The 18,085-nt window shown below is 36.9% G+C and carries 13 protein-coding genes; 10 read left to right on the top strand and 3 right to left on the bottom strand.

What is annotated here, in order from left to right; all coding sequences use genetic code 11:
* Positions 1–99: 99 nt before the first annotated feature.
* Positions 100–1,821 carry an arylsulfatase gene (locus HZI73_RS07500; protein ID WP_212697633.1) on the bottom strand — a complete coding sequence of 574 codons (1,722 nt, stop codon included), beginning with the start codon at positions 1,819–1,821 and terminating at the stop codon, positions 100–102.
* 161 nt (positions 1,822–1,982) lie between these two features.
* Here HZI73_RS07500 and HZI73_RS07505 point away from each other — a divergent pair, with 161 nt between their 5' ends.
* The 5 genes from HZI73_RS07505 (at position 1,983) to HZI73_RS07525 (ending at position 12,090) form a co-directional block, all read left to right on the top strand.
* The gene (locus HZI73_RS07505; protein WP_212697634.1) at positions 1,983–2,804 is read left to right on the top strand and encodes a helix-turn-helix transcriptional regulator; all 822 of its coding nucleotides are present in this window, start codon (positions 1,983–1,985) and stop codon (positions 2,802–2,804) included.
* Between the two features lie 256 nt (positions 2,805–3,060).
* The gene (locus HZI73_RS07510) at positions 3,061–3,672 is read left to right on the top strand and encodes a hypothetical protein (protein WP_212697635.1); all 612 of its coding nucleotides are present in this window, start codon (positions 3,061–3,063) and stop codon (positions 3,670–3,672) included.
* 5 nt (positions 3,673–3,677) lie between these two features.
* Positions 3,678–5,696: an SPFH domain-containing protein gene (locus HZI73_RS07515; protein ID WP_212697636.1), complete on the top strand. Its 2,019-nt coding sequence runs from the start codon at positions 3,678–3,680 to the stop codon at positions 5,694–5,696.
* 11 nt (positions 5,697–5,707) lie between these two features.
* Positions 5,708–10,669: a DNA repair ATPase gene (locus HZI73_RS07520; protein WP_246552388.1), complete on the top strand. Its 4,962-nt coding sequence runs from the start codon at positions 5,708–5,710 to the stop codon at positions 10,667–10,669.
* A 149-nt stretch (positions 10,670–10,818) separates the two neighbouring features.
* Positions 10,819–12,090: a MerR family transcriptional regulator gene (locus tag HZI73_RS07525; protein ID WP_212697637.1), complete on the top strand. Its 1,272-nt coding sequence runs from the start codon at positions 10,819–10,821 to the stop codon at positions 12,088–12,090.
* A 72-nt stretch (positions 12,091–12,162) separates the two neighbouring features.
* Here HZI73_RS07525 and HZI73_RS07530 read toward each other — a convergent pair whose 3' ends face one another.
* Positions 12,163–13,062, bottom strand: coding sequence for a CPBP family intramembrane glutamic endopeptidase (locus HZI73_RS07530; RefSeq protein WP_212697638.1), 900 nt, complete (start codon positions 13,060–13,062; stop codon positions 12,163–12,165).
* Between the two features lie 114 nt (positions 13,063–13,176).
* On the opposite strand from HZI73_RS07530, the gene HZI73_RS07535 reads away from it, so the two are divergent.
* From HZI73_RS07535 to HZI73_RS07555, 5 genes are all read left to right on the top strand, one after another.
* Positions 13,177–13,326 (top strand): GyrI-like domain-containing protein, encoded by a 150-nt coding sequence (locus tag HZI73_RS07535; protein ID WP_212697639.1) that lies wholly within the window; start codon positions 13,177–13,179, stop codon positions 13,324–13,326.
* A gap of 168 nt (positions 13,327–13,494) precedes the next feature.
* Positions 13,495–13,941 carry a MarR family winged helix-turn-helix transcriptional regulator gene (locus HZI73_RS07540; RefSeq protein ID WP_212697640.1) on the top strand — a complete coding sequence of 149 codons (447 nt, stop codon included), beginning with the start codon at positions 13,495–13,497 and terminating at the stop codon, positions 13,939–13,941.
* Between the two features lie 185 nt (positions 13,942–14,126).
* The gene (locus HZI73_RS07545) at positions 14,127–14,477 is read left to right on the top strand and encodes a carboxymuconolactone decarboxylase family protein (protein WP_212697641.1); all 351 of its coding nucleotides are present in this window, start codon (positions 14,127–14,129) and stop codon (positions 14,475–14,477) included.
* A 26-nt stretch (positions 14,478–14,503) separates the two neighbouring features.
* Entirely contained in the window at positions 14,504–16,225 is a 1,722-nt protein-coding gene (gene lpdA / locus HZI73_RS07550) for a dihydrolipoyl dehydrogenase (protein ID WP_212697642.1), read from the top strand.
* A complete protein-coding gene (locus HZI73_RS07555) occupies positions 16,179–17,201 on the top strand; it encodes a lipoate--protein ligase (RefSeq protein ID WP_212697643.1) in 1,023 nt (340 codons plus the stop codon). Before lpdA ends, HZI73_RS07555 begins: the two co-directional genes overlap by 47 nt.
* 141 nt (positions 17,202–17,342) lie before the next feature.
* On the opposite strand, the gene HZI73_RS07560 is transcribed toward HZI73_RS07555, so the two are convergent.
* The gene (locus HZI73_RS07560) at positions 17,343–17,846 is read right to left on the bottom strand and encodes a flavodoxin domain-containing protein (RefSeq protein ID WP_212697644.1); all 504 of its coding nucleotides are present in this window, start codon (positions 17,844–17,846) and stop codon (positions 17,343–17,345) included.
* Positions 17,847–18,085: the final 239 nt, after the last annotated feature.

Below are 18,085 nucleotides of genomic sequence, written 5' to 3' on the forward strand. Positions count from 1 at the left end.
TACGTTGAGTGTAGCATAATGGAAGTGACACTTAAACATAGGGTCAATATTGACTGCTATATTGGTCAAGATTATCTGCTAAATGTAATCATAAGATAACTATAGGATGGCGTTATTTGATTGCAACACCAAGCGAATACCTCTCAAATCACAGACATGGTTACCGGTCATGGATGTGGCTTGAAGGGTTAACAAACCTTTTACATGGGGAAGATAGATGGAGCCAAGAACCATGGTATAGAATGCTTTGTCATAAGATTCTTCTCGCATAACACGGTCCTCTTGGTCTTTTATTTCAGATTCATAGCTTTCTAATAACCTACCCTGAAGGGTATGATCACCAAAGGTTAATTGGAGCGCTGTACCAATGCTGCTTTTTTCACAGGTATATTTCAGTTCCACTAGATAATGACCTGCTTGCTGTACATCAATAGCCCATGATAAGGTATCTTTTATGTCACGCCAATGAACAATATAGGATGCATTAGGGTGGATAGAACTCCATGTAAGCTTACCTTTTAGATCAGCATCTTGTGCGGGTAAATCCGTGTATGGAAAGGCTTCATACCCTACTGGAATGGATGGATCAGACACTTCTTTTGGAAGACTGTTGTCAAAGTCATTGATTGCACGGGTTAAAGTGGCAAATGTATCAGGGTGTTCTTGGGATATATCTTGATGTTGCCCTATATCCTTTGTCATGTCATATAAGCCTTTAAGACGACCACCTGCTCGAAAGGTGTTAGACCTTACACTTATGATGGATTGTTCATGGGTAGACGTGACTTTTTTAGCGAATATTAAACGATTAGGATACAACTCTTTTTTACCAAAAAGTAAGGGTGTTATGTCAAACCCATCCAAAGGCTTGTGGGTTGTTAGAGGGGTTGCCGTTAGGCTGGTTAAAGTAGGTAATAAGTCAATGGCACCAGCTATTTCATCAATGGATAACCCTTTTGGAATATGATTTTTCCAAGTAATGGAACATGGACTTTTTACACCACCTTCTTCCACATCACCTTTGATACCCTGCATACCGCCATTCCACCTAACGGTATTGGGGCCATTATCGGAAAAATAGACAATGATGGTGTCTTCCATCAGCTTTAGGTCATCAAGGGTTTGCAGAAGACGGCCAACATTCCAGTCAATGTTCTCACACATGGCAAGTACAGAGCGGGTACGTAATAAGTCTTCCCGTTCAGGTTCATCTGCTCTAAGTTTGACATTTTCATTGGTGAATCGATTAAAATACTTGTCAGGCACTTGAAACGGTGAATGAGGTGTGTTCAACGGTATATAGCAAAAGAAGGGATGGTCTTTATTTTGCTTAATAAAATCAATAGCCCCATCGGTAAGGGCATCTGTCAGATAACCTTCTGATTGATATTCTTTCCCATTATGCTCAATGGTACTATCAAAATAATGACTCCAATGCCCACAGCAATAACCGATAAATTCTTCGAATCCCCGTCCATTAGGATGATAAGGGTATTGCAGTCCGCTGTGCCATTTGCCAAAACACCCTGTCTTATAGCCATTCTCTAAGAATAGGTCCCCAATGGTTTTTTCATCCAGATTAATTCGTTCAGCTCGCCTCGTTACACCCCTCACACCCGTTCGACTATAGTATCTGCCTGTCAAAAATTCAGAACGGGTTGGGGCGCAGAGTGGCTGAACAAAGAAGTTATTTAAAACAGCCCCTTCTTCTGCAAGTGCATCAATATGAGGTGTTGCAAGATTGGTGTTTCCAGTTCTACTTAAATCCCCATAGCCTTGATCATCCGTTAAGATAACCATTACATTTGGTTTTTTTTTCATAATAACCTCCGTCTGCTTTATTATCTGCTTTTACGCTATATTATCACACATGAATAGCAGAATAGAATGAGTAAATATTTAGAAACATGTGGAATGGTGTTAAAATTGATTGAGGAAAAGAGATGTTATGGTATAATGATTGAGGGGAATGGAGGTGTTCTATGCCTACAATTCAATATGCTATTGATGATAGGGTACAGATAAACGGAGCAGTATTTGTAAACAGAAAGCCTGAAGATCATGTGGATAAGCCCTTCCTATTTACACCTAAATTACATTTGCTTCAATATTTTATTGAAGCAGACAGGCACGTTATGATACGAGGTAAGGAAAAGCATATTGGGGATGGCTATATGATGTTTTCATGTGCAAATGAACCGTATACATCCTATCGCCACCTAAAAACGACCAAGGCCATTAATATTCAATTTACAACCCGTCATATGAGGGAACATATTGTCGATAAAAGGCTGGCATCAGCATTAGAACGAAACATACACCTTCCATTTATCTATGATATGAATGGACATAGCACCATCTATTATATGTTTAATGAGCTTTTATACTTATCTTCTTCCCATGATGACATGAACATGTTAAAGGCGGAGGTATTATTGAAGCAAATTCTCATTGAAATTGCTGGCTTTTATAAGAAAGGCGCCGTTAAACACCAGCAGGGGCTGCTCTATTCCATAGAGTGCTTAGAGAGAAACTATCATATGAATTATAAAATAGATACATTGGCAGATATGGCAAATATGAGTCGCAGTGCGTACATTAAAGCTTTTAAACGACAGACTGGATCAAGTGTTGCCAGCTATGCCATGAAGGTGAAAATAGGGATAGCCGCTATGCTGCTCACAACGGAACCAAGCATGAAAGTGAAAGATATCGCAGAACAGTTAGGCTTTTGTGATGCGTTTTATTTCTCCAATACCTTTAAGAAACATACAGGAAAATCACCTAAGGCTTATCGCAATTAGAGGTGTTCAGCATCCAACTATTTGCATGCCATAATTGGATGCAATTCATAGCAAAGATTACATGTTCCGTCATGTTTCAACGCATGAATATGTATTGACGAAGCACAGAGTTAGTAATAAAATTAAATATATAATATATATATATTATTGTTGTTTATTTTTGCTGATACATATTTTTCAATTTTTTGAATTGAACAAACAGCTTGCTTCGCAAGGCGCCACGTAGTCGCTTTGCTCTAGAGTTAGGGGGGGTGTTATGTTAGAGTTGCTAAAATATGCTTTTACAGGTGTAAATGTTATACCTACTGTGTTATTAGGATTAGTATTGTTATACTGGATTATTGCTATTATTGGTGCACTTGATTTTGACTTTTTAGACATTGACTTAGACTTAGACGGTGCTGAACAGGGTCCATTCTATGGGATATTAGCGTTTCTTAATGTGGCGGAATTGCCCTTTATGTTAGTTTTTAGCCTGTTGGTTTTGATTTTCTGGATGTTAGCTATGTTTATGTATTATATACCTGTACCTGTAGGAGGTTTACTTAATGGCTTATTGTTTATACCAGCCATCGGTGTGAGTATGATGATAACGAAGTTTGTGACCATGCCACTAAAAGGTATATTTAAGTATAGCAACATGCAAGATGAGAGAGGAAATGGGGTCATAGAAGAACTATGCACGCTGACCTGCAACGTGAACAATGGACGTTTAGGTCAGGCAAAAATTAAGAGGGATGGCGCGTCAATCGTCATTAATGTCAAGTCAGAATTTGATGGAGAGTCCTTTAATAAAGATGAGGTTGCATTCGTTAGCAGAAAAGATGAGGAAAAAAATGTATATTATATAATAAAAATTAAGGAGTGAATACAATGGATCATGCAACACAAGTTATGTTGGTGAGTATAGGAGCAGTTGTTGTCATCATTATAGGGTTATTGGCTTTATTCTCTAGGTTCTATCATAAGGTGGAACAAGGGAAAGTTATCGTAAGAAATGGTGTTGGCGGCCCCATCGTATCCTTTGGTGGTATTTTTGTCGTACCTATTATACACCGATACGAGATCATGGATATTTCAGTGAAACGTGTTGAAATAGCCAGGGAAGGTAAAGACGGTTTGATCTGTAAAGATAATCTAAGAGCAGATATCAGGGTTGCATTCTTCGTTCGTGTCAATCAAACACGGGAAGATGTATTAAAAGTAGCTCAATTATTAGGCTGTCAGAAGGCATCGGACCGTACAACCTTAATGGAATTTTTTGACGCCAAATTTTCAGAAGCCCTAAAAACAGTGGGTAAGAAATTTGATTTTGTTCAGCTCTATACCGAAAGAGAAACCTTTAAAGAAGAGATTCTTCAGATTATCGGTACAGACCTCAATGGTTATGTGATGGATGATGCGGCCATTGATTATTTGGAGCAGACGGATGTTGCCCTACTTAATAGCAGCAATATATTAGATTCAGAGGGTATTAAGAAAATTACAGAATTGACCTCAGAACAGCGTATTCTAGCGAATCAAATAGAAAGAGACAAGCAGAAAACCATTAAGAAACAAGATGTATCTGCCAGAGAAGCCATCCTTGAGCTTGAAAAACAAAATGCAGAAGCAGAAGCCAAGCAAAAAAGAGAAATTGCCATTATCAATTCTCGAGAAACAGCAGAAGCAGAAAAAGTGGCTCAAGAAGAACGATTTAAGTCAGAGATGGCAAGGGTTAAAACCGATGAAGAAATTGAAGTAGCAGAGCAGAATAAAGAGAGACAAGTTATCGTTGCATTAAAAGCCAAAGAAAGTACAGAAGCTGTTGAAACAGAAAGAGTGGATCGAAAAAGATTACTGGAACGAACAGAAAAAGAAAAACTGGTTGAATTGGCTGTTATTGAAAAAGAGAAGAATCTAGAAGTGGAAAAGAAAAATATTCAAGGGGTTATCAGGGAAAGAGTAGCCGTAGAGAAAGACACTGTTGTTGAAGAAGAAAAAATAAAAGATACACGTGCCATTGCAGAGGCAGAGCGTTATAAAACAGTAGCCATTAAAAAGGCAGAAGAACAAGCAGAAAAAGACCTTATTATTAAGGTGAAAACAGCAGATGCTTCCAAGCAAGCAGCAGAAAAAATAGCAGAGAAAACCGTCATTGATGCAGATGCTAAGTTGAAAGCGTCCCAAAAAGAAGCAGAATCCATCAAAGTGATTGTTGACGCTAAAGTGAAAGAAGAAGCAACAAGTGGAATCGCTCAGGCAAACGTTATCGAAGCAAAAGCGCTAGCACAAGCAAAAGGAGATACAGCTCGCGTTGAAGTAAAAGAAAAAGAAGGAACGGTAGAAGCAGATATCTTAAAGAAAAAATACATGGCTGAAGCAGAAGGTATCAAAGAGAAAGCGACCAGCATGAAGGCATTAGATGAAGTGGGTAGAGGCCATGAGGAATTCAAACTTAAACTTGAAAAAGAAAAAGAAATTGAATTGGCTAACATCAATATTCAGAAAGAGATTGCTGACTCACAAGCTTCTGTAATTCGTGAAGCCCTTAAATCCGCTAAGATTGATATTGTTGGTGGGGAAACCATGTTCTTTGATAAGATTATCGGTTCTATTGCTCAAGGTAAATCCTATGACCGTCTAGTGGATAACAGTGACGTACTCACGGATATTAAAGAAACATTTATTACAGGTGACCCTGAGTACTTTAAGAAACAATTACAAGAGTTAATAGGCAGATTTAACATCACATCAGAAGATTTGAAAAACTTATCCATAGCTGGTGCAGTCAATAAAATGATGAAGCATGCTGATGGAGCAGATAAGACCATGTTAGGTAACCTATTAGAAACAGTGAATAAAGCAGGGGTTGCTAATTTACCAGCAAAAATGATGGATACACGTAAATGAGGTAGATAATATTGGATGTTAGAGATGATAAAGGGTTAAACACAAAAAATAAGAATAAAGCCATGGAAAATGGCACATATGAAGTAATTAAAAATCGTCTTGTAAAACATGGTAATGACTTGAAGGCACGTACTGAAAAGCTGAACGCTGTGAGAAAAGAAGTCTTTGGTTCAATTGATACCAAGCTTCTTGGCAGTGAACGTATGATCACTGAGCACAATTGTATACCCAGAGATATGGCACCAGTAGATGACTCTTTCATCTTTGGGTACAATGTGCACATGGGTCTGAAATCCAAGGTTGAACTGAGTGACGTATTTTCTATCTATCATTATAAGGATCATGCTTTTCAAAAGCAGGCACTTCATCTCATTAATGACGAGCAGTTCTTAAAAGATTTTGATGAGCTGTATAAGTATTATAAGCACACCTTTTTTGCAAAGTTTACCATAACGGAACCTTACTTTTATATGATTTTTCAAACAGGCAAGCATGCTACGGATATTAAAGTTTTTAAGTGGTTGATTGAAGGCGGTAAGCTTACCTATGTGGATTGCCGAAGTGAACATGAAGTGAAGTTCACAGATAAGAATGCCTTTGATTTTGTGAAAGTTACACGTGATGATCAACGCAGTGGTGTCCATCCCCATGTATCCATTCTGGATAAGGTCTTTGTTGAAACCATAGGTGGCGACTTGACCATTAAGGTTGAGGATAATACCGCTGTAGGTAAGGGAATCTATTCAGAAGATGTGGAAGATAAAGACCAGAACCTTGATGATGCAGATATAGCTTATGTGGACCTGGGTCAGATTATCATTTTAAAGATTCGGCCCTACAAAGAAAACCATGACCGATATTTTATTTTTAACGACAAATTAAAGCGTGTTGTACGCATTGATTCCATTAAAGATACATGCAGACTTCTACCAGGTAACCATGGACTTATTTTCCCAAAAGGCTATTACCTGCAAAATGGCGAATATAAAATATTCGATGTACCTGCTGAAAACTGTGTTTTTGATCAAGTAATCAGTTCATCGAATGGTGAAGATTATCAATACATCTTCTATAACATGGATAGTGGCATTTACCTGATCTATTCGTACAATATCATTGAGCAAACCATTGATACACCCATTGTTTGCAGCGGTTACTCCCATTTCAATAATGGTGAAATGATCGTGTTCAAGCATGAAGATGAACCACGAAAAAATCATATGATTCAGATATGGCAAACACCTTATGTGGGCAAGAACTATGTCAGTGCAGGTGACAACGATTCCATCTTATTTAAAATTGGTAATAAGGATATCGTCAACTGTATGGCGGATTGTAAGGTGGTATACAAACTCATTCAAAAAGGTGAAGGTTATCAGAGTATCTATGTGGACATCGTAAAAGAAGCTGAACAAATAATGGATGCGTATTTTTGGCTAGATAAAGCAGAAACCTATAACTTAAAAGAAGTCCTTCAAAACATCAAAGAGTCCTCTGCTTTTGCTATTGGTGAATTTGAAAAAGTGACCCGTATTAAGAATGCCACCAAAAAGCAGATAACGGATGTATCAGGCACAGCGGAAGAACTCTTAAAAAAATTGGAGTATGGTACCTTTGACACGGTGGATGAATATGTGCGGGTATTAGCGGATATACGAAACCTCCGTGGTAAGATTGTATCCTTAAGGGATCTAAGATACACAGACCTGGCCATTGTTGATTCATTAGACAGCCGCGTAAAAGAAAAAAATGAAGATTTCTCTAAAAAATGTGTGACGTTTTTAATCGAACCAGAAGGTCTTAAGCCTTACGCTGATAAAGTGCAGGAGCTGCAAGATACCATCCAGAAAGTGAATAAATCAAAAGAAGGTAAAGAATTGGCTGAGAAAATGGATAACACATCTGCTGATTTAGAACTTCTAATTGATATTGTGGGTAACTTTAAAATAGAAGACCCTACCATGACAACGGCTATCATTGAAAAAATTTCCTCTTTATTCTCCCTATTGAATAACGCTAAGGCAAGGTTAAAAGCAAGGGTAGAAGAATTCACAAAGAGCGAAATGACCACACAGTTTAATTCACAAATGAAACTGCTCAGTCAAGCGGTTGTCAATTACCTCGATGTCTCAGACACCGTAGAAAAATGTGACCAATATCTGAATAAGGTTATGGTACAGATACAGGAACTTGAAGGCAAGTTTGCTGAATTTGATGATTATGTCTTACAGCTTACTGAAAAAAGAGAAGAGCTTTATAATGCTTTTGAAAGTAAAAAACAAGCCCTACTTGATAAGTTAAATAAGCGTATGACTGCTTTATTTAATTCATCTGAACGTATTATGAGTGGTATAACCAACAGGCTAACGAGCTTTGATTCCGTAGAAGCCATTAACGGTTACCTTGCAACAGATATCATGGCTGAGAAGGTTAGGGATGTGATCTCTAAGCTAAGAGAGCTAGGCGACACGGTTAAAGCAGATGAAATCAGCTCCAGGTTAAAACGGCTAAGAGAAGACGCCATCCGACAGTTAAAGGACAAGCAAGAGCTGTATGTAAGTGGTGAGAATGTCATCAAATTAGGTCAACATCACTTCTCGGTGAATACAAAAGCCATTGATTTATCCATTGTACAAAAAGACGATGGCTTGTATTACCATATAACAGGAACAGATTTCTGGGATAAGGTGGTTCATGAAGATATAGACAACTATCAGCACGTTTTTTCACAGAGTGTGGTATCGGAGAACAGGGATGTGTATCGAGCTGAGTACCTAGCGTATCTGGTTTTTGAAGGAGCACGCCAGCTCGAGCTTGAAAGCTTAGATGTCTTATATGGCAGGACTGAAACGCAATTAGTTGAAGTCATTCAGAAGTTCATGGAACCTCGCTATCAAGAGGGATACACCAAAGGGGTACATGACCAAGATGGAGCCAAGATATTAAAGGCATTACTTGATCTCCACCAGAATATTGATTTATTGACCTATAGTAATGAAGCCAGAGCTTTAGCCCGATTATTCTGGCATCATTTAGCAGATAAAGATACGAAGGATTTACTCATGCTTCGGTTAAAAGAACTGGCTAAGGTAGGTCTGTACTTTAAGGCATCACCTAATCTACAGAGCTATGTACCTTACATCATTGAGAAGCTTCAAGGATGTTATCAGGATGTTACTTTTTTTGATAACCAATATATCCCTGCTGCTGCGGAATACCTTTGCATGGAGATTATGCAAGGTGAAGATTTTATTGTCAGCAGGGAAGCTAAAAAGGTGTATGAAGGCTTTATAGGTTATTTGCAGGATAAAGACGCTCAGGATACATTCGCGCTATCTATAAAAAACAGTCATGAAGATGCTGAAGGGCTTTTTTACTTGATGAAAGAATGGATAAATGCTTATCGATTGGATATAACAGGTCATAAACCTCAAGATTCAGAGGATGCTATTGGGACAATCAACGTTTTTGAAGCTTTAGATGAAGAAGAACTACCGGGTATATTGGATGAAGTCATTGTGCTATTAATCGAAAATAAGGCCGGTTCAGGCAGAGTGATGAGTGTTGATGCCAAAACAACCATTAAGGGATTGGTAGGTACCCATGGCGTTATTGATGGTGGCACCTATACATTAGCCTATACCAAATTCATGTATAAACTAAAGCATTATCGTGAAGTGATTGTTCAGGATTATACCACTTTCCAAGAGATGAAGAAAATGCTTATTAAACAGATGGGGGATGCTCTTCATCTGGATGATTTTAAACCCAAGGTATTGTCGTCATTTGTTCGGAATAAGCTCATAGATAAAGTTTACCTGCCATTAGTTGGCGATAATCTTGCGAAACAAATTGGTGTGGTAAGTGAGGACAAACGTACCGATTTGATGGGGATGTTGTTACTGGTTTCACCACCAGGTTATGGTAAAACCACGTTAATGGAGTATATTGCCAGCAGACTGGGTATCATTCTCGTGAAAGTGAACGGTCCTTCTCTAGGGAATGAAGTCACATCTTTAGACCCAGCTAAGGCCAATAACACCAGTGCCCGTGATGAATTAAAGAAGCTTAATCTGGCCCTTAAGATGGGTAACAATGTGATGATCTATGTGGATGATATTCAGCACTGTCACCCAGAATTCTTACAGAAATTCATCTCCTTATGTGATGGTCAGCGTAAGATTGAAGGGGTCTATAACGGTATCGGACAGACGTATGACTTAAGAGGCAAGAAGGTTGCTGTTGTCATGGCAGGTAACCCCTATACAGAAAGTGGCGAAAAGTTCAAGATACCCGATATGCTTTCCAACCGGGCTGATGTCTATAATCTAGGAGATATGCTCAGGGAGAATGAAGAAGCTTTCAAACTGAGCTATATTGAGAACAGCTTAACCTCTAATCCTGTACTCAGTAAATTAGCTGGCAGAAGTCAAAAGGATCTCTACGGTCTTATTGACATGGCTAATGGGGCGGAGAGAGAAAGTGTTAACTTAGAAGGCACCTATTCCATGGACGAGCTTAGTGAATACATTGCTGTCATTGAGAAGCTATTCGTCATAAGGGATGTGGTATTAAAAGTCAACATGGAATACATCTATTCCGCAGCTCAAGCAGACGCCTATCGTAATGAACCACCTTTTAAACTACAAGGTTCTTATCGAAACATGAATAAGATTGCAGAAAAGATTGTTGCCATCATGAATGAAGAAGAATTGTCCCAACGGGTACTAGCAAGCTATGAAAACGACTCTCAAACACTGACAACTGGAGCAGAAGCCAATATGCTTAAGTGGAAAGAAATTGTGGGTTGCATCGATTGCGATGAACAAAAGCGATGGGATGATATCAAGAAGATATTTGTGAAAAACAAGCTGGTAAAAGGTGATGATAAGATGGGTCAAGCAGTGATGGTGTTAAGTGATTTGACCGAGAATTTAGAGATGATTAAGGATATATTGGCAAAAGGTAAATAGAGGATTTTATGCATTTAATTGTTTGCTATACTGGGAAATGTTTTTCCAGTATAGCATTTGATTATTGAGCGTTTTTTAGAGTGGATGACCGTGAAGGTATTCATGATAATGGCGAAAGACAAAATTGATGGACATAAAAGGAGTCAATTATGCGAATAGGACAATTTTCAAAAATATGTCATGTAACAGTAGATACTGTCAGGCATTATATGGATACAGGATTGATACTACCTGTAAAAGATGGCGGGTATTATCATTTTGATAGGGACTGTTATTTGGACATGCAAATCGTTTTAGAATTGAAAGAATTAGGATTTTCATTACAGGAAATTCGATCATTTCAATTCTATAAACGTTTATGTCGTTTAAAACCAATGCAAAAAGAGCAATTTTATAATGACTTGATTATGAATAAAATGAACGAAACTGAAAAGAAAATCATTCAATTAAAAACAGCACACCAGAAGCTAGAGTATAAATTAAGAGAGATTAATGCAAGTACAACAAGTAATCAGCGAGTAATAGGTCTGCCTATCAGCACAATGCATCTACTTGCATGTCCTTTATGTAAAAGTAATTTATCGCCAAATAGCATAGAAATAATTGACAATAACATGATAACTGGGAATCTAGAATGCAACAGCTGTGAGGAATCTCTAGAGATACAAAATGGCATTGTCATCACGTATCAGAAATCATCTTTGCTAAATTCAATGACAGATGTAAATTATAAATTTCTGTTTGCTGAGTATGTGAAACAGATACCAGCAGAATACTTTGAAAGAATATATCAAGGTTTTGAATGGTGCAAGAGTCAAATTAACTTTGATAACATGAAAGGTAAAACCATCTTAGAGTTAGGAAGTGGAGCAGGTATTTTTTTAAGAGCGATATACGATTTAATACCTGAGGATACAACCTATATTTGTGTGGATTATAATAATGAGTTGAATATCGTACTAAAAGAAATCATTGAACACGATGATGTTAAAAAGAAATTACTTTTTATAAGCTCTGAGTTTCATGATATACCATTGAAAGAAAAATCCATCGATTATATCATTGATATTGTAGGTACATCCAATTTTATGTTTGATGCAAAAAAAGAGTACCAAGATAATTTTTTACTGAGTGATCTAAAGTATCTGCTTAAGGATGATGTGACCATTATTGGCAACTATCTAATATTTGAAAAATACGCTAAAGCTCATCCTGTCATTCCACCAGATTGTAGACACAAATATACAATAAAGTATATTACCAATCAGTTATCTGAATTAGGGTTCGAAATGATAGCTTCGTACAATTCAGACTTGTTGCCTCCGGCTGAAAAGTATGGAAAGTATGAGGATTTCTTTATAGAAGGAGATAAAGTCTTTGCACATAGCTTAATAGGTAAAAAAACACCATCTGCTATTTAATGATCTTATCATTAAATCAAAAGATGGTGGAATTCACTTCTTGTATGATGGAATGTGAAAGTCTAAAGTATGTTAATGCCTCTTGTCGTTGGTGGTATTCATATACGTTTCATTGAACTTAAACCCTACACTATTTTTATTATTTCTAACTAAGAATATAACGAATGCACATAATAGTACGACTATCGTTGTAACAAATCCACCTTCTGGTCCGAAAGCTCCTCCATTAAAAAGATTTTCTTTTAATAGTCTCGTTGATAGTATACTGGGCGTATCAGTGCCACTTACTGAAAATCCTAAAATGCTACCTTGAAAGAAGTTCCATGTTATGTGAAAGCCAATGGGCATCCATAGATTACCCCTTACCCAAAACATGTAAGATAAAAGAATACCAACTAATGAGATATTAATAAATGATAGTAATGTTATATTAGGGTTAAGTGCATGCAGTATTGAAAATAATAAATTTGGTACTAAGAAAATGATTAAAACACTTGATTTTCTTAAAATACTCATTAAATACCCTCTTGAAAAAAGTTCTTCTGTGAAACCAACAAAACACATACTAGCTAGATTCCAAAGCATTAACCAACTAAAATTTAAATCACGAATAGTATGATTAAGCTTAAGCTGGTTTGTCATGATAAGGATAAAAAATACTAACAAAATTGCCCCTGCTCCAAACAATAAGCCCTTAATGAGTTCCATAGCGTAAGTATTTATTTTTGGTAAACCCAATCCTTTTAAATCTTTTTTATCAAGCAACTTCCACAAAAGAACAACAACACATATAGTAACAATTTTTTGAAAGATAAAGAGAATATGCGTCATTATATCATTTTCTGTAACATCTCCAATAAGTAATGTAAAGATTAAACTTACAACTAAAGAACCAATAATTGAACCAGCTAATAACATCACTATTTTCCATCCAACACGTACATCATTGTTTTCATTTTTAAAAATTTTCATAAGAACCTCCAACATAAAATTATTATAAGATACCAGATGCCATAGTGAGTATAGAACATGGTGTAAACCCCACGTCAACAATGAATTAATCAAAAAACCGTTATAACTGTTTTAGTGAACACATGGGACAGGATCTTAGAGGAATTTTTACCCAATAGTAATTACGTAAAACAGAATCTGCCAACCAATGAGAAATATATGGTTTGGGATGAACAAAAAGATTATGGTAGGGTTGAGATTCAGATACCTGTTAAGCAAAAATAATAGATGTATAACGATAAAAAAGGGTTCTGCCTTATGGTTTATGCATGATATTTATTGAAAAAGTGTTAGAAGTATAATGGATTACAGACGTTAGCAGTATAACGGATTCTCTTGCTGTGTTAAGCAAAATCTGTTATACTGATAAAAAATCCTGAAGTGAGGTTCATTATGCCTTTTGATCTAAATAAATGTGTGAATTATATTTCCAGTAATCGAACAAAGAAAATTTCAGAAGCATTTGGCAGATGGTTGGAAAAAGATAATATTACGAGAATACAGTGGATTGCTCTCTATTTTATTTATACGAGAGGACCACAATCTCAAAGAGAATTATCCATGCTTATGGAAATTAATGATTCCAGCGCCATGCGATTAATTGACCGATTGGAACGTGAGCATTGGGTGAGCCGTGTTAGAAGTAATGAGGATAGAAGAGTCATGAAAGTGGTTTTAACCCAAGAAGGAGAAGAATTGATTGCTAAGCTTCTACCAATAGGTGATGATTTTAGTCAGTTATTGATTAAAGATATTGACCCTGATGAACTATATATCTTCCAAAAAGTGCAGCAGAAGATGTTTGATAATATTATGCAAGATGAACGATCCAAAAAATAAGTAATAGACCTATTACTTATTTTTTTATGCTCTTATATGAAAGTCTTGGAATTTAGTATAGAAATAGAAGATTGTTATTGATTTAACAGAGGATGTTTGTTATACTAATGATTGCATAAGCAAATATATGCATAACAAATATATGTACAGCAAATAAAATTATTTTATTAAAGGAGGACTTTTTAATGCATAATGTAAGAGAAATGTTAAATGATTTTGTAGGTGGTTTAGGTACTTTGGGTGAAACAAATGAAGAAGCAGTCAATGCATTTATGGGGTTACTTGGTGCAGCCTATGAACCAGGAGCAGTTGATTTAAAAACAAAAGAGCTCATCAGTGTAGCTATTGGTTGTTATAACAGATGTGAATACTGTATTGTTTATCATACCTATAAAGCTCTTGAAGCAGGAGCAACAAGGCAAGAAATTATTGAAAGTGCTATGGTAGCTGTTGCATTTGGTGGTGGACCTTCTATGGCTTATTCCGTTACATTATTAAAAGAGAGCATTGATGAGTTTGAAGGGGATTTTAAGTAATTGAACAGACTAGGGAGTTGAAGACAATGAGCATAGAACTAAAAATTGATAAACTTTCGGGTCACGAACAGCAAGGTGTTATCGGAAAAATATATAAACAAGCTGGCGATGACATTGCTAAAGGCGACGTGCTCTTTACCATTGAATCAGGTAAAGGAACCATGAAGTACACATCCAAGTATACAGGCGTCTTGGAGTCTCTTGATGTTGATGAAGGGGACACCGTTAAGAAAAATCAAGTTGTCGGCCATATACAGGGTGATGAAAATCAATGTAAGCAAGAAGCATCTACAGCAAAAGCACCTAAAAAACAAGCCTATTCCTTTGGTATTCATACACCAGCCAAAGAAAAGATAGCATGTGATGTACTGATTATTGGTGGAGGTCCTGGAGGATATGTTGCAGCAATAAGAGCCGCACAACTTGGGAAGAAAGTGGTGCTTATTGAAAAAGACAAATTAGGCGGTACATGCCTGAACTATGGCTGTATACCCACAAAGGCTTTGGTACAGAGTGTAAGTGTGCTAGGGCATATTAAAGAATCAAGCCACTATGGTTTTGATGTGCCAGACGTTACGATAAACATTAACAAAGTCATGGGAAGAAAGAATGATGTGGTTAAGCAGCTGGTGTCGGGTATACAAGGTTTAATGGATAATAACCATATTCGGGTCATCCACGGTGAAGCACATGTAAAAGATGATCAGACAATAGGTGTGAAAACAAAACAACTGGACGCCACCATTCATTACCAGAAAATGATCATTGCAACAGGTGCAGTACCCATTAGAATTCCTATTCCTGGCAGTGATTTATGTGAAGTCCTTACAAGTAAGGAAGTACTGGAACTTGAAGAGATTCCAACATCCATCACCATCATAGGTGGGGGTATCATTGGTATGGAAATAGCTTTTATTATGAATGCATTAGGTGTTGAAGTAAGTGTTGTGGAGTATCTTCCCAGCATATTGGCTTGCCTTGATCATGATGTTAGTGATGTGGTACGTCAATCTGCTATTGAAAAAGGCATCCATATATATGATGGTGCAAAAGCCATGGGTATTCGTAAAACCATGAATGATAAAATGATAACAGAAATTGATATCAACGATAAAAGCTATCTCATTAGCTCCGATAAAGTGTTAATGGCAGTTGGGCGAAGAGCGAATTTGGAAAGTTTGGATTATGACAAGCTAGGTGTGCGGTTAAATGAAAAAGGTAGTGGTATCGACATTGACCCATTCATGAGAACATCCAATGACGATATATATGCCATTGGGGATATCACCAATAAAATTCAATTAGCCCATGTAGCATCCCATCAAGGTATGATTGCAGCAGAACATATTGCAGGGATGGCACATGAGATGCACTATGATGTGATTCCTAGTGCTATCTTTACCATGCCAGAAGTGGGAACGGTTGGACTCAGTGAAAAAGAAGCCCAAGAAAAAGAACAATCCGTTAACGTTGTCAAATTTCCCTTTTTTGCCTGTGGTAAAGCCATTGCCATGAATGAACCAGAAGGCTTTGTTAAATTAATTGTAGCTGAAGAAGACAAAAGACTTCTTGGTGGTGCTATCGTAGGCGCTCACAGCACCGATTTAATTGCAACCATTACCCAACTAATACAAGACAAGGTAACAGTTGAAGAAGCGTTGAAAGTTGTCTACGCCCATCCTACTTTAGGAGAAAGTATTCATGAAGCACTCCTTATGGCTGATGATCGAGGTATACACTTTGGATAAGCTCTATAAAACTGTTTATATGGCCAATGGTTTTGACCCAGCTGTGAATCTTGCTGCCGAAGAATATTTGATGGCTACATGCAAAGAAAATGAGGTCATCATGTACCTCTGGCAGAACGAAAAGACAGTCGTTATTGGAAAGCATCAAAACCCATTAAAAGAATGTCACATGAAGCGTATGAAAGATGATCATATCCATCTCATAAGACGAAAATCCGGTGGAGGTGCTGTTTTTCACGATCTTAATAATTTGAACTTTACCTTTATAGCCCATAAAAAACATTATGATGAAAAAAAACAGTTTCTTGTGATTCTAAGGGCTTTAAAAGAATATGGTATTAACGGTTGTCATACAGGTAGAAATGATTTAACCGTGAACCAAATGAAATTTTCAGGGAATGCCTTTATGCATCAAGACCATGTAAGCTGCCATCATGGAACACTTTTAGTGGATGCCAAATTAGATGAACTGAGCTTATATTTGACACCACCCACATTGAAATTACAGAGTAAAGGGATTGATTCCGTTCGTTCAAGGGTTACCAACTTAAAAGCTTTTAACCCCACAATTACAGTAGCGAATCTAAAGGACCAATTGGTACGAGCCTTTGACCAGACATATAATGGGATACTAAGTCATCACCAAATGCCTACTAGCCAAATGCTAGCACCCTATGTGGTCAAGTATAACGATTGGGACTGGACCTTTGCAGAAAGTCCCAAAGCAACTGTAAAACACGAAAAAAGCTTTTCATGGGGCCACTTCTCCATTGAAATGGCCATAAAAAACGGCATCATTGTAAATTGCATGATCAGTACAGATGCACTACTGGATGAACCATTTTTAAAGTTTCAAGATTTATTGGTTGGTAAAAAGTTAAAATATAAAGAGATGACAATCTTAATCTGTGATTTGTTTCAAGATGAGCAAGTTAAAGATGGGTTAATAGAACTTATGATGAATATGTGTGTATAGATAAAAATTTAATAAAAGGGGCTATCTCTTCATAGATATGAGTGTGAGAAGCCCTTTTTTAGTTGCATAAATTGAAAAGGCAAGCCATAAAAGAGTATAATTATTAATATCCATTAATAACAAATAAATCGTCTTGGCTTCTCAGTTACTACCAAAATAATCAGCTAATTCCTCACCCCATCTGCGAACGTTATCCCATTTTATCGTTTCTAATGGTGCATTCTTTTTAACCCCAAACATAAATCTTGCAATGCCTGGGAAAATGTCTTCTATTTTACCTCCAAACATACCTGTTTTGGATGTGTTTATGAGCTTCTTCGATGCGTTTAAACTAGACTTAATGGCTTTTTTCCATATTTTTCTTCCATCATGTAATAGATAAGCAACAAAATAAAGAGCCGTTTTCTTTTGACTTAACACCTGTTGATTTTCTTTAATGAATGATGTTGCTTCTGGCACCCATCGCATACCATTGATAGGCCCTCCGACAATGATACCATCATACATGTCCATGTTGGTTACGTCGCTCATAGGTAATAGGTCTACAGTTAGGTTATTTTCAGTAAGAATCTTAGCAATCGCTTCTCCGACTTCTTTTGTTGTATTGGTTTTGGTCATATAGGTGATGAGTATTTTACGCATCATAAACGCCTTCCTTCAATCCGATTTTCGGAATAGATTTTATACCCTTATATTTTAGTCTATATGGCTAATTTTGGCAATGTGTAAATGGGGAAATAAGGCATTGATTGCACAATCTGAAGACGTACCCTTAGACACCAACTGCTCAGTGACTAAGAAAGTTATAGCCAAAGATGGTGCTTTTTTACGTAAAATAGTATACTATAGATAATGCATGGCATAATGGATAATATGCATAAGAC

Source organism: Vallitalea pronyensis (genome assembly GCF_018141445.1).
Lineage (GTDB): Bacteria > Bacillota > Clostridia > Lachnospirales > Vallitaleaceae > Vallitalea > Vallitalea pronyensis.